This window comes from Pseudarthrobacter sp. NPDC058196, from assembly GCF_042882685.1.
Lineage (GTDB): Bacteria > Actinomycetota > Actinomycetes > Actinomycetales > Micrococcaceae > Arthrobacter.
In genome coordinates this window covers 14590-33508 of sequence record NZ_JBHVVN010000019.1, presented here as the reverse complement: position 1 = coordinate 33508, position 18919 = coordinate 14590, and the positions used below count along the sequence as shown (strand labels likewise).

Here is an 18919-nt window from a genome sequence, read left to right as displayed (position 1 = left end):
GACTGTAACCGCCGTCACCGCACCCGTCGAGCTACCGCCCGGTAGGTTACTTTGCGTCTCAAAGGCGAGTTTTCTTCGGAGCCTCAGGCGCGCTATTTGGCGCGGTCGTAGGAATCCACCACGGCAACGCTGACCGGAAACTCCACCGGAATCGGGCCGAACAACAGTTCCTTGGCTGCGCTGGCTGCCTCCTCGATGGCGGCGATGCAAGCCTCCACCCGCTCCGCCGGCGCGTGCACCATCACTTCGTCGTGGAGGAAGAACACCAGTTCGGGCCCGCCGGCCCCGCTCCCAACCCCGTCGGCAGCCCGCAAGGCGCGCAGCCGTCGTCGCAATTCCGCCAGCCAGCATGCCGCCCAGTCCGCCGCCGAGCCCTGGACCACGAAGTTCCGCGTGAAACGGCCCCGCGACCGGGCGATCGACTCGGCCCGCCGCTGCTCCTCCGCCGTTGCCGAGCGCTGGCTTTGGAACCAGCGCTCGGACGGAGGAGGACTGCTGCGCCCCAGCCTGGTGGTGACCGTCCCACCAGCTTCGCCCGCCCGTGCAGCACGCTCCACGAAGTCGACGGCGCGTGGATAGGTGCGTGCCAGCTGCGGCATCAGCCGGCCTGCTTCACCGGACGTGGCACCATACATCGCGCCCAGCAGCGCCATCTTCGCCTTGGCCCGGTCCCCGCCGAAACCCCTGGCGGCGATCCCGGCGTAGAGGTCCTGGTCCCGGGCCGCTTCCGCCATGGACGAATCCTGCGCCAGGGCCACCAGGACGCGGGGTTCGAGCTGGGAGGCGTCGGCGACGATGAGCTTGTGGCCGGGGTCGGCATGCACGGCACCCCGGATCTGGCGCGGAATCTGCAGGGCGCCACCGCCGCGGGAAGCCCAGCGGCCCGAGACCACGCCACCCACGACGTACTCCGGCCGGAACCGGCCGCCGTCCACCCAGGCATCCAGCCAGGACCAGCCGTTGGCGGTGTGCAGCCGGGACAGGCTCTTGTACTCCAGCAGCGGCTCAATGACCGGATGGCTGGACTCCCTCAGCTCCCACTTCCGGGTGCTCTTCACCTCGATCCCGTTCCGGTGCAGGGCCCGCATCAGGTCCTGCGGCGAATCCGGGTTGAGCCCGGGAGCGTTGAGCAGGGCACGCAGCTCCGCCGCCAACGTTTCGAGCCTGTGCGGACGCTGTCCCGCGGGAGGGCGGGGACCCAGGTGGCCGGCCAGTATTTGTTCGTGCAGGTCTTCGCGCCACGGAACACCCGCGTGCTGCATCTCCGCAGCCACCATGGCGCCGGCGGACTCCGCCGCCAGCAGCAGCTGGAGCCGGTTGCGTCGGTTTTCCGCTGGGTCCACCGCGGCCACGGCGGCCTGCTGGGAGCCGTATTCGGTTCGGAGCTCGTCCAGGGACATTCCGGGCGCGGCACGGACGTTGGGGTCTTCGAACAACGCGCCCTGGTCCGCCGGGGGAGGCGGCGGCTGCAGAGCCTTCGGCGGCAGCAGCGGATCCTCCACGGGGACCCGGTCCGTGTTCCGGGCGTATTCAGTGTTCGCGCTGAACTGCGAAAAGGCCAGGATGTTGCCGCAGAGACTGACGTCATAGCAGCGCTCCACCTCCACCCCGGATGCGAGCAGGGCGGGGTACCAATCCTGCGTTCGGTGCCAAATCCAACGGGGCGGCTGGCCGCCGGGGCGCCGGGCTTCCAGGTCGCGGACGACGGCGGCAAGGTCCGCCAGTGCCACGGGCCGGGGTTCCGGGCTGGCCGGCTCGGGATGTCCGGCCTGCGTCAGTTGCTGGAGGGCCGCGCCGCGGGAATGGGCGGCGAGCAGCAGGTACATGCTCCAATTCTGCCCTGTTTGCGGAGCTGCCCCGACGCACGTTGTCCACATACAGGATTTGTTCCCTTATCCGCGCGGCGGGATGTGGAAAGAGTGGCTTCATGAGCAGGCACCAGTTGAACGCACCACACTCCGGGCCGGGAGATTCCGGGACACCTTCGTGGCGGCCGCCGGACGGGGAACCGGCCGCGGCCGCCGGGCCGGAGGTGCGAGGTACGGCCTGGCTGCCGGATGGGGCCGGTGAAGTGTTGCTGGTCTCCTCCTCCGGCGTGCTGCGTTCCGAGGTGGAACGCATTGTGGCGGCCGCCGGTGCCCACTTGCGTGTTGTTCCCGATGCTGTCGAAGGCGCGCAGTATTGGGATGCTGCGGCGGCCGTCCTTGTGGGCAGCGACGTGCGGGAACTTCCACCGCGCCGGCGCACGCCGGCGGTCATGGTTGGCCTGGACGGTGAAGGGGACAGCCTCTGGCACCTCGCCGCCGCCCTCGGAGCGGAACGCGTCGCCGTGCTGCCGGACGCCGCTGCGTGGCTGGCAGACCACCTGAGCCGGTCCCGCTCGCCGGGTCCGGGTGGCGTGGTCCTGGGCATCACGGGTGGGTGCGGCGGGGCAGGGGCCACCACGGCGGCCATCTGGATTGCGCAGGCAGCCGCCCGGCTGGGTGTGCGCGTCCTGCTGGTTGACGGTGACCCATGGGGCGGGGGTCTGGAACTGGCGCTCGCTGCGGAGGACACCCCTGGCCTCCGCTGGCCGGACCTCGCCGAGGCCAGGGGCAGCATCGACCCCGTGCAACTGGTGGATTCCCTGCCCGCGGCGGGAGGCCTGTCCTTCCTCTCGTGGCCTGCCACCCGGGAGCAACCGGTCCCGGTTCCCGCAGCTGCCATGGCGGGGGTCCTCGACGCCGCCCGCCGTGGCTACGAACTGGTGGTCGTCGATGTGGGGCGGGGTGCAGGGCCGCTGAACACGGTGGCCTGGGACTGCGACCGGATCATGGTGGTGGTCCCGGCCCAACTCAAGGCAGCAGTGGCAGCCGTGCGCCTGCTCCAGGAGCTTCCGCCTGTGGAGGCGGCACTGCTGGTCCGCGGGCGTCCCGGCGCCGCGCTGGACAGTTCGCTGATCGCCGACGCCGTCGGGCTGCCGGTGCAAGGCAGGATCCCCGAGCTGCGCGCCGTACCAGGTGCCACGGAAACGGGGCGCCTGCTGGACCTGGGGAAGCGGCGGAACATCCGGCGCTTCGCCGCCGCCGCCCTCGATTGGCTCGGCGATGACCTGCAGGCGGGGGAAGTGGCATGAGGCGCCCACAGGGAACTCCCGGATTCACGGAGCGGGACCAGGGCAGCGGTGCGGCGCGAGGAAACGCCGGCGCAGGTCGGAGCGCCCGGATCCTGGAAACCAATCCGGCAGGCCGCGCCGGGCGGGCGACGGATACAGCGGTGACCGGAAGGGCAGTGGACGCCGGGCTGCTGGAATCGGTCCGCGAGTCGATGATGGCCGAGGCCGGGGCCGTGACGCCCTCACGGGTTGCTGCGGCGGTCCAGGCCACCGGCAAGCTGCTGGGTACCGCCGGTTCGCTGGCCGCGGTGGAGCGGATCAGTGCTGAGCTCAACGGTCTGGGGCCGCTTCAGGAGCTCACCCGGGATCCGGCCGTCACGGACATCTTCGTGAACGCACCGGGCTCTGTCTGGGTGGACCGGGGGCGGGGCATTGAGCGCGTTTCCGTCCAGTTCGACGGTGAAGCCCAGCTGCGGGCACTGGCCGGGAGGCTTGTAGCTGCAGGCGGCCGGCGCCTGGACGACGGCTCACCGTGCGTCGACGTCAGGCTTGCCGGCGGCTACCGTGTCCACGCCGTGTTGCCGCCGGTTTCCACGTCCGGGACGTTGCTGAGCATCCGGATCCGCCGGGAGCGGGTCTTCACCATGGCGGAGCTCCGGGCCGCCGGAATGTTCGGCCCGCGGGTGCAGGCAGTGCTGGAGGCAGTGGTGGCCAGGAGGTTGAGCTTCCTGGTCAGCGGCGCCACCGGTTCCGGCAAGACGACGCTGCTGTCCACCCTGTTGGGGCTGTGCGCTCCGGACGAACGCCTCGTCCTGATTGAGGACGCGTCCGAGCTGAACCCGGTCCACCCGCACGTGGTGTCCCTTGAATCGCGCCACGGAAACCTTGAAGGCGGAGGAGCCGTGGACCTGGGAGAACTCGTCAGGCAGGCCCTCCGCATGCGCCCGGACCGACTGGTGGTGGGCGAGTGCCGGGGGCCCGAAGTACGCGAGCTCCTCACGGCGATGAACACCGGCCACAGCGGTGGCGGCGGAACCATCCACGCCAACACCGCGACAGCGGTCCCGGCCAGGCTCACAGCACTCGGGGCCCTCGCCGGCTTGGGACCGGAAGCCGTGCGGCTCCAGGCGGCCAGCGCGCTGGACGTGGTCATCCACCTCGGCCGGACACCCCGGGGCAGGGAAGTCCTCTGCGTGGGACTCCTCGGCGACGGTCCCGAGGGCCTTGGCGTGGTGCCGGCCGTCGAGGAATCGGGAAAGCCAGGACCGGCGTGGCCTGCGCTGGCAGCCCGGTTGGGGATGGATTCCGGGGAAGCCCTGTGACGCTCTTCCTGGCGGTGCTCCTTTGCACCGCCGTGCTGCTCCTCAGGCCGCCGCTGCATGCGGCCGCGAGGTTGCGCTCCGTGGCGCGGAATTCCCCGGCCGCGCAACCTTCCCCCAGGCGCAGGATGCTGCCGTGGTTTCGGCGGGCCGGCAGCGCTTCGGTCGATAAGCGCGGACTGGGCCTGACCCTGGTGGTACAGCAGCTGGCGGCGCTGCTCAGGGGCGGACGGACGCCCGCCCGGCTCTGGGACGAACTGTGGACCGTGTACGGCGTCCCCGGCCGTCATTCGCAGCGGCTCCAGGGTGCCGTACGCCCCGCCGGGCCCGTACTGTCGCCGGGATCAACGACAATCCTGGCAGCAGCGCGTGCAGCCGCGGCTACCGGAGCTCCGGTGTCGGAGGCCATCCGTCGGGTGCTTCCCACGGCATTCCCGGGCCGGGACCGGGAAGCGGGAACCTGGACTGAGCTGGCGGCCTGCCTCGATATCGCTGAAGCCAGCGGATGCCCGCTCGCTGACGTGCTGACCAGGTTCGCGGCACAGCTGGAGGCAGCGGAAGACGCCGACGCCGCACGGCAGACGGCCCTGGCCGGGCCCAAGGCCACGGTCCGCCTGCTGACCTGGCTTCCGTTGATGGGACTTGGACTGGGGGCAGCCTTGGGGGTCGATCCGTTAGCCACGCTGCTGGGCACTCCCCTGGGACTGGCAGCGCTGGTGGGCGGCGTGGTTCTCACCATGGCGGGCAGGGTGTGGTCCGCCCGGCTCGTTTCGGCCGCCGCGGAGTCCGGGCCATGACGCCGGGATGGGGCCCCGGCCTGGCGCTGTTCTTGCTCCTCGCGGTGGCTGCCTGGCTGGCATGTTCCGGCCGCAGCCGGCCCCGCCAACGCTTGCGGCACCTGCGCCTGGACGCCCCACAGGAGAATCACCATCAGGCGGCTGCGGGGACCGGCATCCGCCGCGCCGCCGGCCTCAAGGACACGGCCATGATGCTCGAACTCGTGGCGGCGATGCTGGATGCCGGGGCCGGTATCGGGCGCTCGCTGGAACTGGTGGCCGCTTCGGCTGCACCCCACTACCGGGACTCCCTGCGCCCCGTGGTCTCCGCCCTGGCCATCGGCGCAGACTGGGAGACGGCGTGGCGCAGCTCTGCCGTTCGGCTCCCTGAGATCCTGGAGCTCCGGGACGCCCTGGGGTTTGCCGCGCTGACCGGCGCACCCTCGTCCGCGATCCTGTACGCCCAGGCGGCAAGGCTACGGCGGGAGAGGTTCCGTGCCGCCGAAAAACGCGCCGCGTCGCTCGGCGTGAAGCTGGTGGTCCCGCTGGGCCTTTGCTCGCTCCCTGCCTTCATCTGCCTGGGCGTCCTCCCGGTGCTGCTCGCCATGGTTCCATCCGGTTCCTAGACCGCCCGCCCGGGCTCCCCGGGCCTCGGTCCTGTCCTCCACAAGAGGGCGGCGGCCCGGCTTTTCCACTTAGCCCACCCCATCCCTTACCGGCCGCAGCACCGCCGGGAAGAGTCGAGACAGCGGGGAAACACCCCGGCAAACCCACGAAAGGAAGACACATGTCCATCAACCACCACCGCTGCTCCGCCGGAACATCTGCGCTCGCCGATTTCGCCAAGGCCGGCACCTCACCTGGCGGACAAGGATTCGCCCCCGGCGGCACCGGGCACGCTTCCGCACCAACCGGTCCTGCCAGGTATGGCTCCGCGGCCGCAGACGGCAACGTCGTGGAGCTTTACCCGGCACCGGACCGAGCCCGGCATGGGAACCGGCGCAGGGCCCAGCTGCTGGGCTCTGAGGCAGGCATGGCCACTGCGGAATATGCCATTGCCACCCTGGCGGCCGTCGGCTTCGCGGGGCTGCTCGTGTTCATCCTTCGCAGTGATGAAGTCCGCGGCTTCCTGCTGAACCTGATCCGGACCGCGCTGGCGTTGCCGTGACAGGTGTGTTGGCGTGGCGCCACCGCAGCTCACGGAGGAGCACGCCGGCAACGATGACCCACCCCGGGGTGGGCCCGGGAACGCCGGACCATGCCAACGCCCCGGACAAGCCCCATGCACCGGACACTCCCAAGGCGCTGGCCGGGGAGAGGGCCAGGGGCGCGGTCACAGCAGAGTTCGCCGTGGGGCTGCCGGCCGTACTGGCGCTGCTTGCCATGCTGCTGGCCGGGGCCGCCGCAGGTATGACGCAACTGCGGATTGAAGAAGGGGCCCGCGCCGGTGCACGGGCCCTGGCCCGGGGCGAAGACCCCGGAGCCGTGGAACGGACAGTCAGGACCCTCGCCGGCGGATCGGCGGCCGCGTCCATTGCGGCCGATGGCGAGTGGTTCAGCATTACCGTCACCGACCACGTGCCGGGGCCCCTGGGAGCGTCCATTCCTTGGACTCTCACCGCACGCGCATCGACGCGGAGTGAGTCGCCGGGAACCAGTGGCGCAGACAGGACCCGCAACGGCAACGGCCTGACCGATGGCAAGGGAAACCGGTGACGGGGATGGGAACGCGCCACGCAGCTGCCGGGCAGTGCTACCCAGCCGTTGGGCAGAGACACCCACCTGCCGTGCCGGGGCACCTTGGAAGCGCGTCCGGCTGGAGGGGTGCACACGATGGCCGCGAGCGTGGCTCCGGAACGGTCATGGCTGCAGGGCTGGTGCTGGTGGTCATGACAGCCATGGCCGTCGTGCTCTTGCTCGCCCAGTCAGCCGTGTTGGCCAGCCGCGCGGCTACGGCCGCGGACTTGGCAGCCCTCGCCGCTGCCGACGCCCTCCGCGGCATCACCACGGGGGAGCCCTGCACCGTTGCGTCGGAGGTATCGGCCCGCCATGCCGCCACAGTGATCAGTTGCTTGCAGGGGTCCGGGCAGACGGTTGACGTGCGGACCGAGCTTAACGAGCGGTCGCTCTTGGGCGCCGCCACCGGACATGCACGGGCCGGGCCTCCTCCATAAGGAGATGCCCTGGAGCGGCGGCGCATGGCGTGTCTGTCCAGGCCTCCGTGCACATTCCTTCAGTCCGGCACGTCCCGCTCAGCTCCTGGCGTCCAAAACCTCCCGGCTGGCTTCCGAGGCGTCCTTGAGCAGGACATCCAGCAGGGTTACCGCCGCGGCTTTGTCCAATGGGTTGTTCTTATTGCCGCACTTGGGCGACTGGACACAGGACGGGCAACCGGCGTCACACTCGCAGGCCGTGATGGCGTCCCGGGTTGCCGCCAGCCACACCATGGCCTTGTCGAACCCACGTTCGGCGAATCCGGCGCCCCCGGGGTGCCCGTCATACACAAAGATGGTGGGCACCCCGGTGTCGGCGTGCAGTGCGGTTGAGACCCCGCCGATATCCCACCGGTCGCTGGAAGCCACCAGGGGGAGGAGCCCAATTGCCGCGTGTTCGGCAGCATGCAGGGCGCCCGGGAACTGTGCCTCGATCAGTCCCGCCGCCGTCAGGGAACGGTTCTCCACCACGAACCACACCGCTTTGGTGAAAAGGTCCCGGGCGCCCAGCTCCAGGGGTTCCTCGCCCAGCACCTCATTGGAGATCAGTGCCTTGCGCTGGAAGGAGACAACCTGGGTGGTGACCTTCACGTCGCCGAAGTGGACCGTCACGTCACCCCACTGCATGGTTCTCTGGGTCTCCAGCACCTCGATCTGGGTCACGTCCCGTGCCGTCGTGTAATAGTCCGGGTTGGCCCGCCGCACCATGACGCAGTGGTCGTCTTCGTTCAGGTCCTCCACCACATAGGTATCGCCCTGGTGGACATACACCGCTCCGGTGTGCGCTTGGTAATGGGTCTGGGGCGAGTCCATGGTTCCCAGGAGCGAACCGGTCTCGGCGTCCACGATACTGACAGGTCCCCCGCCGTCCGCCCGGAGGTTGACCATGGCGGCGGCACTCTGTGAATGGGTCCAGAACCAGCCGGCGGGCCGTCGCCGGAGGTAACCCTGTGCTACCAGCCGGTCCAGGAGCATTTCCGCGGTATCGCCGAAGAGATCGAGCTCCGCCGGTCCCAGCGGAAGTTCCGCTGCCGCAGCGCACAGATGAGGTCCCAGGACATAGGGATTGGAAGGGTCAAAGACCGTTGCTTCCACCGAAACGTCGAAGATGGCCTCGGGGTGGTTCACCAGGTACGTATCCAAGGGGTCATCGCTTGCCACGAAGGCGGCAATAGCATCCTGTCCAGCGCGGCCCGCCCTGCCGATCTGCTGGAACAGCGAGGCCCGTGTCCCGGGCCACCCGGCCACCAGGACCGCATCGAGGCCGGAAATGTCGATTCCCAGTTCCAGTGCCGACGTGCTGGAAACGCCCAGCAACTGGCCGGAACGCAACGCCTTCTCCACCGCCCGGCGTTCCTCCGGCAGGTAGCCCGAACGGTACGCTGCCACCCGTTGCGGGAGGCTCGGATCCACTTCGTCGAGGAGCCGTTTGGTAATGGCGGAGATGGTCTCCGCTCCGCGTCGTGACTTGATGAACGCGATGGTGCGGACCTGCGCGGACACCAGGTTGGCCAGCAGGTCCGAGGTCTCCGCCACGGCCGTCCGCCGCTCCTGGGCACCGTTCTCGCCGCGGACGTCCGTCAGTGCCGGTTCCCAGAGGGCCACCGTCGTAGCGCCGTGTGGCGAACAGTCGCGGGAAACCGCGGTGACGGGAGCGCCAATGAGGCGTGCAAAGGAAACGTCAGGCTCCGACGCCGTGGCGGATGCCGCAATGAACACCGGTTCCGGGTACGACGAGCCCGCCCCGTAGTAGGCGCAGATCCGGCGCAGCCGCCGCATCAGGTTGGCCACGTGGGACCCGAACACGCCACGGTAACTGTGGGCCTCATCCACGATGACATAGCGCAGCCGGCGGAAGAACGACGCCCACCACGCGTGGTTGGGGAGGATGCCGAAGTGCAGCATGTCGGGGTTGGCCAGGATGAAGTTCGCGTGGTCCCGGATCCAGCGGCGGGCGCCGGGATCGGTATCCCCGTCATAGGTTTCCGCCCGGACCGTGGGCAGTTTCAAGGCGCGGATGGCGTTCAACTGGTCGGCCGCAAGGGCCTTGGTGGGGGAGAGGTACAGCGTCACGGCGCCGTCGTCGTGGATCTTCCCGGGATCCGCCAGCACACGCAGCTCCGACCGGTGGATCGCGTCCAGCGCCGGCAATTGGTACGCCAGCGATTTCCCGGACGCTGTTCCGGTGGCCACCACAACATGCTTCCCCGCATGGGCTGCGTTGGCCGCCTCCACCTGGTGCCGGTACGGCTCCCGGATGCCGAGCGAGCCGTACGCCTCAACGAGGTCCGGGTGCATCCATCCAGGCCAGGGTTCGTGGACCGCCGCCCGCGCCGGGATGGTGCGGACATGACGCAGCTGTTCCGGTTCCGGGCCGCGGCCCAGGAGGGGAATCAGGGAGTCATGGGGGGTCACCGCACCATTCTTTCACCAGGCACCAAGCCGGAGGGCAATGGTTCGCCAAGCGCACAACCGGGCGGTGGCACCCTCAGCTAAGCGAAAGATCCGCTCCGTCATGGGACGCCGAAAGCATCAGGACGCGGGCCACCGTGGTCCAGCCCAGATGCGAGTACAGTTTCTGCCCGTCGGTGGACGCCAACAGGAGCCCGGTGCGCACGTCGTGGCCGAAGGCCTGCGCCGCCAGCGCGCGCATGATGAGGCTGCCAAGGCCCCTGCGCTGGAATGCAGGCTCGGTGATGATTTTGTCGAACACTGCGGTATCGCCAACCACGAACACCCTTCCGCTGGCCGCGATATCATCCCCGGAGCGGACCTCGGCGTAGTGCACGCCGTCCTGCTCGAACGTGGACAGGCTCAGGTCGTCGTCGGAAAGCCACGGATCCTCGGCATCCTGGGTGTCCATGTCCACGATCATCATCGTCTGCGAATCCGAGGTGACGTTCAGCCCGTGCTTGGCCGCCAAACCAGTGAACCGGGCGGGATCGAGCGTCAGGATGGTCAGCACGCGTGCCGGCGATTCGGCTGTCGTGGCCGCCAGAGCCGCGAATTCTTCAGGAGTGGGTTCGGATGCAAAAACTTCCCAGTCGCCGCTGGTATCAGCCCGGAGTACTGCAGGGAACCGGCCCTGCGTTGAGGTCCGGTAGCCGCGACATCCGGCCCAGCCCGCAACCCACACGTGAAACAGGCCAGTGATGTCTTCAACCAGGGTTTCCTGACTCATGGCATGAAGACTATTCCAGCCGGAACGCCAGCAACAGGGGGTGACCAAGTGATTATGGAATTGTGATGCGCGCCCGCTTCCGGGCCGCCGGCATCCATACTTCGGGCCGGCGGTACCCTTAAATACGTGGCTTTGAACCGAATTGTGCTTTTTTACGGCTTTACCCCCATCGCGGATCCGGACGCCGTGCGGCTTTGGCAGCGCGCCCTCTGCGAAAAGCTCGGCTTGACCGGCCGCATCCTCATCTCCAAGGACGGCATCAACGCCACGGTGGGCGGGGAAATCGGCGCGGTCAAACAGTACGTCAAGACCACCCGCGAGTACCCGGGGTTCCGGGGCATCGACGTGAAGTGGTCCGACGGCGGCGCAGAGGACTTTCCCAGGCTCAGCGTCAAGGTGCGGGACGAGATCGTCTCCTTTGGCGCGCCCGGAGAACTCACCGTTGACGCCAATGGAGTGGTGGGCGGGGGCAAGCACCTCAAGCCCGAGGAACTGCACGAACTCGTGGACGCCAAGAAGCAGGGCGGCGAGGACGTGGTGTTCTTCGACGGCCGGAACGCCTTCGAAGCCGAAATCGGCAGGTTCAAGGACGCCGTGGTCCCCGATGTGGCCACCACGCACGACTTCATCAAGGAACTCGACTCGGGCAAGTACGACGACCTCAAGGACAAGCCGGTGGTCACCTACTGCACCGGCGGTATCCGCTGCGAGGTCCTCTCCAGCCTGATGGTGAACCGCGGCTTCAAAGAGGTCTACCAGCTCGACGGCGGTATTGTCCGCTACGGCGAGGCATTCAAGGACCAGGGGCTCTGGGAGGGCTCGCTCTACGTCTTCGACAAGCGCATGCACCTCGAGTTCAGCGAGGACGCCAAGACGATCGGCCAGTGCACCCGCTGCTCGGCACCCACCAGCAAATTCGAGAACTGCTCCAACCCCAGCTGCCGGACCCTGACGCTGTACTGCGCCGAGTGCGCCTCCAGCCCGGAAACCCTCCGCTGCCCCGAAGGCTGCGCGGCTGCCTGAGCCCGCACGTCAAAGCCTGCGCAGCCGGAACGCATAGTTCGCCGCGCTGCCGGCTTCCAGCCGCACTGTCAGGACGCTCCGGGTGGAGAGATAGAAGACGTTTTCCCGGTTAATGCCGCACCGAAGGCCAAGATCCACCAGCGTCAGGTCTTCGGTGCTCACCGTGAACGTCACCCTGCGCTGGCTCCGGCAGGCCAGGGCCAGGGTGTAGGTCCCGGTTTCCAGGGCCGGCGATGACACGGTCCGCACCTCGCCGGAACCCAACAAGCCGGCATCGGCCTGGACGTCGGCTCCCGTGCCTTCCGGAAGCGCCCGGGACACCCAATCACCGAGGTCGGCACGGCTGACCGGGTCCTGTTGCAAAGGATCGCGGGTGAACGCCGGAACCGGGGCGATGGTGCCACCACCCTGGACGGCGCCGGCCCGGCCGTCGTCGTACGTATATTCGCAGCCCGCCAGGACGACTGCCGCAAGTACCAGCCCAAGGGCGACGGCGGCCGCCGGCGTCGGTGCCATGGCCGCCCGTGCTGTCCCTTGCGGACGGAGCGCGGAGATCCTCCGCACGCTGGGCATAATCCGACTGTATGCCCGCGACAGGCGGCGGGCCATAGCCGGAAACCGGCGTTATTGCGCCGGGACCAGCCGGTACGCGTAGAGCAGCGGGGCGTCCACGCTGGAGCTGCTGATTTGGACCCGGCCGCTGGCGGGCAGGTTGATCCTGGTGGTCTCGGCACGGCCGTTGCAGGCCGCCCCGGCTTCGGTGACCGCCTTGCCGTCCACCGACACCGCGAAGAACGCCTTGCCGGTGCCGGCACACACCGCCGTAAGCGTGTAGCTGCCGGCATGTACGGAAGCTGCTTCCTGCACGAGGTGGTCCCGGTTGAGGATCTTTCCCGAATCCTGAAGCGCCACGTCCGCCGGGGCCGTGGGCAGCGCCGTGGCCCGCCACTGCGGAACGTCCGCGGCCTCCACCGAGCCCGCCGGCGAACACCCTGCGACGGTGAGGCCAAGGGCCGCGGCACCCAGTACCGCCGGCAGCGAACGGCGTACCGCGGCGGTGCGGGCGCGCGGAAGGAAGGGCAGGCGGGAAGGCATGGTTCCACCGTACCCCGCGGCCGGGCCGGACTAAACTTGAGCGGTGCCTAAATCCCCGTACGAGTTCACCGCCGGAAACACCCCCGACGCACCCCGCAGCGACCTTCCCGGGCTGCTGGCCGCGCTCGCCGCGGACCTCCGCGGGATCGACTACACGCTCGACGGCGTAGCCCGGTTGCTGGGGCCCACGGCCTCCGCGGCGCTGAACCGGGACCAGGTCATCCCCGCCATGCTGGCAACCGGGCAGGCAGTGCAGCGCACCGCAGCGGCGGCGCCGCTTGCCGCCGTCGTCCGGCTGTGGCTCCTTGCCGAGCCGCAGGAACGGGAAACGCTCGACGCCGCGCTGCCGGGCATCGGCGTGGAAGGGCTCCTGGAGTTGGGGCTGGTGCAGCCCGTCCCCGGCACGCCCCACGTCACGGCCAAAGCCGACCTGCGCCCCTACGGCTGGGACGCCAACCCCGACGGCAGCGGCGGCGCAGAACTGTGGGTGGCCAGCGACCTTGCGGCCCACCAGCAGGCAGGAGTCCTGCGGCACGATCACGTCCTGGGCATCGGGCAGGCATCCACCACGCTCGTGCAGACCACCATCCGGCAGCACACCGAACGCGCCCTGGACCTGGGCACGGGGTGCGGAGTACAGGCCTTCCATCTGCTGCACCACTGCCAGCATGTGACCGCCACCGACATCTCCGAACGCGCCCTGGCCTATGCCCGCTTCAACATCCTGCTTAACGCCGAGGCGCTCTCCGTGGACCCGGACCGCCTCGATGACCGGGTGAGCCTGCGCCTGGGTTCGCTGCTGGAGCCGGTGGCCGGCGAGGAGTTTGGCCTGGTGGTGTCCAACCCGCCGTTCGTGATCACGCCGCGCAGCGCCGGTGAGGACGCGGCCGGCCAGTTCACCTACCGCGACGGCGGCCTGCCTGGCGATGAGATCGTCGCGTCCGTGGTGGCGGACCTGCCAGGCATCCTGGCGCCGGGCGGCGTGGCCCAGATGCTGGGAAACTGGGAAGTCCCCGTTGGCGCCCCCTGGGATGAGCGGCCAAAGTCCTGGGTTCGGGCCGGCACCGATGCCTGGTTCATCCAGCGGGAGCAAGTCAGTCCGGAACAATACGCGGAAACCTGGCTGCAGGACGCCTCGGAATCCCGGGACCGGGCACACTACCGGGACGCATACGCCGCGTACCTCGCGGATTTCGGGTCCCGGAACGTCGCGGGGATCGGCTTCGGCATGGTGTGGCTGAGGCGCCGCGCTGCGGCCGGGCAGGAAGCCATCAGCCGCTTCGAGGAAATCACGTACCCCATTGAGCAGCCCATCGGACCCCACCTGGGCGCCGCCGTCGAACGCAGCGACTGGCTGGCCGGGCACGAACTCGCCGGCACGCACCTGCTCGTCGCCGACGACGTCACGGAGGAGCGCCACCAGCGCCCCGGCGCCGAGCACCCGGGCGTGATCCTGCTCCGGCAGGGCGCCGGGTTGCGCCGCACCAACCTGATGAGCACCGAGCTGGCCGGGTTCGTCTCAGCGTGCGACGGCGACCTGGCCGCCGGGCAGATCGCCGCGGCCCTGGAGGCCCTCCTGGGCGGAGAGGCCGGGACATTCCAGCGCGCGCTGCTTGCCGACGTGGCCAACCTGGTGCGGGACGGGTTCCTCATTCCGGCCGCGTTTCCGGCCGAACAGTAAGCCCCCTTATGCCCCCGTCTTTTCCACATGAATGCGCACGATTCCCCAAAATATGGTGAACTAGGCGAACATGGGCTCATCTGCCCCAGCAACCTTTTTCTGTAGGAGCACCGTGCCAAGCAAGGCCAAAACCGGCAAGAAACTCGTGATTGTGGAGTCTCCGGCCAAAAGCAAGACCATCGCCAAGTACCTCGGCGAGGGCTTCATCGTAGAGGCCTCCATTGGTCACATCCGCGACCTGCCGCAACCGTCGGAACTCCCTGCCGAGCTGAAGAAAACGTCGGTGGGCAAGTTCGCCGTCGATATCGATCACGACTTCAAGCCCTACTACGTGGTGTCTCCGGACAAGAAGAAAAAGGTGACCGAGCTTAAGGCTGCGCTCAAAGACGCCGACGAACTTTATCTCGCAACCGATGGGGACCGCGAAGGCGAAGCCATCGCGTGGCACCTGCTCGAAGTGCTCAAGCCCAAGGTCCCGGTCTACCGGATGACGTTCGGCGAAATCACCAAGGAAGCCATCCAGCGCGCCATGGGCAACCTGCGCGATGTGGACCAGGATCTGGTGGATGCGCAGGAAACCCGCCGCGTGCTGGACCGCCTGTACGGCTACGAGATCTCCCCGGTGCTGTGGCGCAAGGTGGCGCGCGGCCTGTCAGCCGGTCGCGTGCAGTCCGTGGTTACGCGCATGGTGGTGGACCGCGAACGCGAACGTATGGCCTTCAAGGCTGCCTCCTACTGGGACCTGACCGGCCAGTTCGGCGCGGACTCCGGCTCGTTCAAGGCCAAGCTCGCCGCCGTTGACGGCGCCAAGGTCGCCAGCGGCCGCGACTTCAACGACAACGGCGAGCTCACCGGCAAGAACGTGGCCCACCTCAACGAAGAGCTCGCAACGTCCCTCGCCGCCGGGCTCCAGGATGCAGACTTCCGCGTCCGCTCTGTGGACACCAAGCCGTATACCCGCCGCCCGGCCGCGCCGTTCACTACCTCCACGCTCCAGCAGGAGGCCGGCCGCAAGCTGCGGTTCTCCTCCAAGAGCACCATGCAGGTGGCCCAGAGGCTGTACGAAAACGGCTACATCACCTATATGCGTACGGACTCTTCGGCGCTGAGCGACGAAGCCATCACCGCCGCGCGCCGGCAGGCCTCGGAGCTCTACGGACCGGAATACATTCCGCAGTCCCCGCGCGTCTACTCCAACAAGGCCGCCAACGCGCAGGAAGCGCACGAGGCCATCCGCCCCGCAGGAGACTCCTTCCGCACACCGGCCCAGGTTGCCAAGCAGCTCTCCGGGGACGAGTTCCGCCTGTATGAGCTCATTTGGAAGCGCACCGTGGCGTCCCAAATGGGCGACGCCAAGGGCTCGACGGCGACCATCCGCCTGGGTGCCATTGCCGCCGACGGGCGGGACGCCGAGTTCTCCGCCTCCGGCACCGTGATCACCTTCCCCGGCTTCCTGGCCGCCTACGAGGAAGGCAAGGACGAGACCCGGGGAGACGACGAGTCCGACGAAGCACGCCGGCTCCCGAACGTGGCCAAGGACGACTCCCTCACCGCCTCGGACATCCTGGCGGTAGGCCACGAAACTTCGCCGCCGCCGCGCTACACGGAAGCGTCGCTGACCGCCGAGCTGGAAAAGAAGGGCATCGGACGCCCGTCGACGTACGCGTCCACGATCTCCACAATCCAGGACCGCGGCTACGTCCGGAAGCAGGGCTCCGCGCTGGTGCCCAGCTGGATCGCGTTCTCGGTGATCCGGTTGCTGGAGCAGCACTTCCACGACTACGTGGACTACGACTTCACGGCCGACATGGAAGCGGACCTCGACAAGATCGCCAACGGCCAGGAAGCCGGACCGGCCTGGCTCAAACACTTCTACTTTGGTGCGGATTCCGAGCCCGGGCTGCTGAGCATCGTCAACAACCTCGGCGAGATCGACGCCCGCGAAATCAACTCCATCCCGATCACCGAGGACATCACCTTGCGGGTGGGCAAGTTCGGCCCGTACCTGGAAAGTTCGGCAGCGGTCGTGGATCCGAAGACGGGCGAGATCGTTGAGTCGGCCCGCGCCAACGTGCCCGAGGACCTGGCGCCGGACGAACTGACCGCGGCCAAAGCCATCGAGCTGATGGAGACGGCGGCGCCGGAGGAGCGCGTGCTCGGTGCAGACCCGCACACGGGACACACTGTGGTGGCCAAGAACGGCCGTTACGGCGCCTACGTCACAGAGATCATCCCGGAGATGACCGACGAAGAGCTGGCCAAGCAGCCGGTGGAGTACTACAAGAACGGCAAGCCCAAGCCGCCCAAGAAGCCGGTCAAGGCCAAGCCGCGCACCGGTTCGCTGTTCCAGTCCATGACCGTGGAGTCCGTAACGCTGGATGAGGCCCTGCAGCTCATGAGCCTGCCCCGCGCGCTGGGCGAGGACGCCGAGGGCAACCTCATCACGGTCCAGAACGGCCGGTTCGGCCCGTACCTGAAGAAGGGCACGGATTCCCGCTCCATCGGATCCGAAGAGGAAATCTTCACCATCACCCTGGAGCAGGCGCTGGAGATCTACTCGCAGCCCAAGCAGCGCGGCGCCCGTGCCGCGGTGCCGCCGCTGGCCGAGTTCGGTCCGGACCCGGTGTCGGAGAAGAACATCGTGGTGAAGGAAGGCCGGTTTGGTCCGTACATCACCGACGGCATCACCAACATCACGGTTCCGCGTGCCACCTCCCTGGAGGAACTTACCCGGGAACAGGCCGTGGAACTGTTGGCCGAAAAGCGCGCCAAGGGCCCGGTCAAGCGGACGGCCACCCGCAAGGCACCGGCGAAGAAGAAGGCAACGGCCAAGAAGTAGTGCCTGGCCGGCGCGTTTGCGCCGGCCACCGGATCGTGATCGGGTAGACGGTATGACTGAACAGCCCGCGCACACGGATCTCCAGCCGCTCAACGACCTTGAGGAGAAGCTCGCCACCGGCGGGCAGGAAGACGCCAACCCTGTGGACGTCATCCTGTCCTTCCTGAACAGCGAGGTCTACATCATCAGCTCGGACACGGCGGAGGGCGTGGACTCCCAGGTTGAGCCGCTGGTCCTGGCCAACGCCGACGGCCGGCCCGTCCTCGCCGTGTTCTCGCACCCCACCCGGGTGGACCAGCAGTACCTGGAAGCCGCCCCCAACGTGCTGGGCACCCAGGGAGCGGCCATCATCGCCAACATCGGCGACGAACTGGGCATGGTGATCAACCCCGGTGCCGCCTACGGATTCGAGATCGATCCTGAAGGTGTCGCGAACATCCGGCGCGACTTCAAGCGCGCCGACGAGCAATAATGTCCCCATGCGTCTAGGCGTCCTCGACATCGGGTCCAATACTGTCCACCTGCTCCTGGTGGACGCCCACGCCGGTGCACAGCCGGTCCCGTTTGCGTCCCACAAGCGGCCGCTGTCCCTGGTCCAATACCTTGAACCCGACGGCAGCATCAGCGACGAAGGCCAGCAAGAGCTGACCGACTTCGTCCTGGAGGCCTGGGAGTTCGCGGCCCGGCACAACGCCGAGGACCTGTTGGCGTTCTGTACGTCTGCCATCCGCGAAGCCACCAACGGCCCGGCCGTGCTTGCCCGGGTCAAGCACGAGACCACGGTGACCCTCCAGGAACTCACCGGGAGCGAGGAAGCGTCCATGACGTTCTTCGCCGTGCGGCGCTGGCACGGTTGGGGCGCCGGCCCCATCCTGAACCTGGACATCGGCGGCGGCTCCTTTGAAATGGCCTTCGGCCAGGACGAGCTTCCGGAAGTGGCCACCTCCGTGCCGCTTGGCGCCAGCAGGCTCACCCGGGACTGGTTCCCGGAGGACCCGCCGTCTGCCAAAAGCGTCAAGGAAATCCGGCGCTACATCAGGGCCACCCTCAAACCTGCTGTCCGGGAATTTGACGGCCTCGGCCGGGCGAACGTGGTGGCAGGCACCTCCAAGACCTTCCGCTCCCTGGCGCGGATCGCAGGGGCCGCGCCCAGCGCTGAAGGACCCTACGTCAAGCGCGAACTGCACGCCTCCGATCTCGGCATCTGGACCCAGCGGATCTCGGCCATGAGCTCGGAGGACAGGCTGCATCTCCCCGGCGTTTCCGAAGCGCGGGCGCGCCAGCTCCTTGCAGGGGCGCTGGTGGCCGAGGCCGCCCTGGAGATGTTCAAATTCAAGAAGCTGCGCATCTGCCCGTGGGCCCTGCGCGAAGGGCTCATCCTGCGCCGCCTGGACCAGCTGGTCTTCGCGGGGCCGCTGGAACCGGCACCCCACGTGGCAGCGTCACGCCCGGTCGAAGCTATTATCTAGCAACCAAGCGTTCGTCCGTGCCAGGCAGCGCCTCCAGCGGTGCAGCGCTTAAAAGCGGAAGCACCGGGGCCGGCAACAGGAAAATGGGGGAAAACCTGTTGCCAAGCCGCCGGTGCCCTGGCAGGCATCCCCATGCCTGCCGCATCACTCGCACCCTCAATGAGGTAATAACTACGTTAGGACCCCAAGTTGTGCGCTGCCTGCGCTGAACATGGGAGTTGCCTGTGAA

At 68.3% G+C, this 18919-nt stretch carries 17 protein-coding genes; 12 read left to right on the top strand and 5 right to left on the bottom strand.

What is annotated here, in order from left to right:
• Window positions 1-92 precede the first annotated feature (92 nt).
• Window positions 93-1826, bottom strand: coding sequence for a bifunctional 3'-5' exonuclease/DNA polymerase (locus ACFVVC_RS21050; RefSeq protein ID WP_387457938.1), 1734 nt, complete (start codon window positions 1824-1826; stop codon window positions 93-95).
• Window positions 1827-1927: 101 nt separating this feature from the next.
• Here ACFVVC_RS21050 and ssd point away from each other — a divergent pair, with 101 nt between their 5' ends.
• The 7 genes from ssd to ACFVVC_RS21015 all read left to right on the top strand — a co-directional run bounded on the left by ssd (window position 1928) and on the right by ACFVVC_RS21015 (window position 7363).
• Complete coding sequence (gene ssd, locus ACFVVC_RS21045; protein ID WP_387457935.1) at window positions 1928-3115, top strand: septum site-determining protein Ssd; 1188 nt, start codon at window positions 1928-1930, stop codon at window positions 3113-3115.
• Window positions 3112-4416, top strand: coding sequence for a TadA family conjugal transfer-associated ATPase (locus tag ACFVVC_RS21040; RefSeq protein ID WP_387457932.1), 1305 nt, complete (start codon window positions 3112-3114; stop codon window positions 4414-4416). The genes ssd and ACFVVC_RS21040 overlap by 4 nt, the downstream gene beginning before the upstream one ends.
• Complete coding sequence (locus tag ACFVVC_RS21035) at window positions 4413-5210, top strand: type II secretion system F family protein (protein ID WP_387457929.1); 798 nt, start codon at window positions 4413-4415, stop codon at window positions 5208-5210. Before ACFVVC_RS21040 ends, ACFVVC_RS21035 begins: the two co-directional genes overlap by 4 nt.
• A complete protein-coding gene (locus tag ACFVVC_RS21030; RefSeq protein WP_387457926.1) occupies window positions 5207-5815 on the top strand; it encodes a type II secretion system F family protein in 609 nt (202 codons plus the stop codon). Before ACFVVC_RS21035 ends, ACFVVC_RS21030 begins: the two co-directional genes overlap by 4 nt.
• 161 nt (window positions 5816-5976) lie before the next feature.
• Window positions 5977-6357, top strand: a complete 381-nt coding sequence (locus ACFVVC_RS21025) for a DUF4244 domain-containing protein (protein ID WP_387457923.1) — start codon at window positions 5977-5979, stop codon at window positions 6355-6357.
• 53 nt (window positions 6358-6410) lie between these two features.
• Window positions 6411-6905: a TadE family type IV pilus minor pilin gene (locus ACFVVC_RS21020; RefSeq protein WP_387457921.1), complete on the top strand. Its 495-nt coding sequence runs from the start codon at window positions 6411-6413 to the stop codon at window positions 6903-6905.
• Between the two features lie 71 nt (window positions 6906-6976).
• On the top strand, window positions 6977-7363 hold the full coding sequence (locus ACFVVC_RS21015; protein ID WP_387457918.1) for an Rv3654c family TadE-like protein: 387 nt from the start codon (window positions 6977-6979) through the stop codon (window positions 7361-7363).
• Window positions 7364-7441: 78 nt separating this feature from the next.
• Here ACFVVC_RS21015 and ACFVVC_RS21010 read toward each other — a convergent pair whose 3' ends face one another.
• Together ACFVVC_RS21010 and ACFVVC_RS21005 are read right to left on the bottom strand one after the other, a co-directional pair.
• Window positions 7442-9817: a DEAD/DEAH box helicase gene (locus ACFVVC_RS21010; protein WP_387457915.1), complete on the bottom strand. Its 2376-nt coding sequence runs from the start codon at window positions 9815-9817 to the stop codon at window positions 7442-7444.
• 73 nt (window positions 9818-9890) lie between these two features.
• A complete protein-coding gene (locus tag ACFVVC_RS21005; protein ID WP_387457913.1) occupies window positions 9891-10583 on the bottom strand; it encodes a GNAT family N-acetyltransferase in 693 nt (230 codons plus the stop codon).
• A 126-nt stretch (window positions 10584-10709) separates the two neighbouring features.
• Here ACFVVC_RS21005 and ACFVVC_RS21000 point away from each other — a divergent pair, with 126 nt between their 5' ends.
• Entirely contained in the window at window positions 10710-11606 is an 897-nt protein-coding gene (locus tag ACFVVC_RS21000; protein WP_387457910.1) for a rhodanese-related sulfurtransferase, read from the top strand.
• 9 nt (window positions 11607-11615) lie between these two features.
• On the opposite strand, the gene ACFVVC_RS20995 is transcribed toward ACFVVC_RS21000, so the two are convergent.
• The gene (locus tag ACFVVC_RS20995) at window positions 11616-12179 is read right to left on the bottom strand and encodes a hypothetical protein (RefSeq protein ID WP_387457907.1); all 564 of its coding nucleotides are present in this window, start codon (window positions 12177-12179) and stop codon (window positions 11616-11618) included.
• A gap of 51 nt (window positions 12180-12230) precedes the next feature.
• Window positions 12231-12701 carry a DUF6023 family protein gene (locus ACFVVC_RS20990; protein ID WP_387457904.1) on the bottom strand — a complete coding sequence of 157 codons (471 nt, stop codon included), beginning with the start codon at window positions 12699-12701 and terminating at the stop codon, window positions 12231-12233.
• A gap of 43 nt (window positions 12702-12744) precedes the next feature.
• Here ACFVVC_RS20990 and ACFVVC_RS20985 point away from each other — a divergent pair, with 43 nt between their 5' ends.
• The 4 genes from ACFVVC_RS20985 to ACFVVC_RS20970 all read left to right on the top strand — a co-directional run bounded on the left by ACFVVC_RS20985 (window position 12745) and on the right by ACFVVC_RS20970 (window position 18690).
• Window positions 12745-14382, top strand: coding sequence for a methyltransferase (locus ACFVVC_RS20985; protein ID WP_387457901.1), 1638 nt, complete (start codon window positions 12745-12747; stop codon window positions 14380-14382).
• Window positions 14383-14494: 112 nt separating this feature from the next.
• Complete coding sequence (topA, locus tag ACFVVC_RS20980) at window positions 14495-17221, top strand: type I DNA topoisomerase (protein ID WP_387457899.1); 2727 nt, start codon at window positions 14495-14497, stop codon at window positions 17219-17221.
• A gap of 52 nt (window positions 17222-17273) precedes the next feature.
• Window positions 17274-17693: an SseB family protein gene (locus ACFVVC_RS20975; protein ID WP_387457897.1), complete on the top strand. Its 420-nt coding sequence runs from the start codon at window positions 17274-17276 to the stop codon at window positions 17691-17693.
• A gap of 7 nt (window positions 17694-17700) precedes the next feature.
• The gene (locus ACFVVC_RS20970; RefSeq protein ID WP_387457894.1) at window positions 17701-18690 is read left to right on the top strand and encodes a Ppx/GppA phosphatase family protein; all 990 of its coding nucleotides are present in this window, start codon (window positions 17701-17703) and stop codon (window positions 18688-18690) included.
• Window positions 18691-18919 lie beyond the last annotated feature (229 nt).

What these genes read in the sequence shown, in the direction of transcription:
- ACFVVC_RS20970 (WP_387457894.1), top strand. Translation starts at nt 17,701, where the DNA reads ATGCGTCTAGGCGTCCTCGACATCGGGTCCAATACTGTCCACCTGCTC.
- ACFVVC_RS21040 (WP_387457932.1), top strand. Translation starts at nt 3,112, where the DNA reads ATGAGGCGCCCACAGGGAACTCCCGGATTCACGGAGCGGGACCAGGGC.
- ACFVVC_RS20975 (WP_387457897.1), top strand. Translation starts at nt 17,274, where the DNA reads ATGACTGAACAGCCCGCGCACACGGATCTCCAGCCGCTCAACGACCTT.
- ssd (WP_387457935.1), top strand. Translation starts at nt 1,928, where the DNA reads ATGAGCAGGCACCAGTTGAACGCACCACACTCCGGGCCGGGAGATTCC.
- ACFVVC_RS21025 (WP_387457923.1), top strand. Translation starts at nt 5,977, where the DNA reads ATGTCCATCAACCACCACCGCTGCTCCGCCGGAACATCTGCGCTCGCC.
- ACFVVC_RS21030 (WP_387457926.1), top strand. Translation starts at nt 5,207, where the DNA reads ATGACGCCGGGATGGGGCCCCGGCCTGGCGCTGTTCTTGCTCCTCGCG.
- ACFVVC_RS20990 (WP_387457904.1), bottom strand. Translation starts at nt 12,701, where the DNA reads ATGCCTTCCCGCCTGCCCTTCCTTCCGCGCGCCCGCACCGCCGCGGTA.
- ACFVVC_RS21005 (WP_387457913.1), bottom strand. Translation starts at nt 10,583, where the DNA reads ATGAGTCAGGAAACCCTGGTTGAAGACATCACTGGCCTGTTTCACGTG.
- ACFVVC_RS21050 (WP_387457938.1), bottom strand. Translation starts at nt 1,826, where the DNA reads ATGTACCTGCTGCTCGCCGCCCATTCCCGCGGCGCGGCCCTCCAGCAA.
- ACFVVC_RS21020 (WP_387457921.1), top strand. Translation starts at nt 6,411, where the DNA reads ATGACCCACCCCGGGGTGGGCCCGGGAACGCCGGACCATGCCAACGCC.
- ACFVVC_RS20995 (WP_387457907.1), bottom strand. Translation starts at nt 12,179, where the DNA reads ATGCCCAGCGTGCGGAGGATCTCCGCGCTCCGTCCGCAAGGGACAGCA.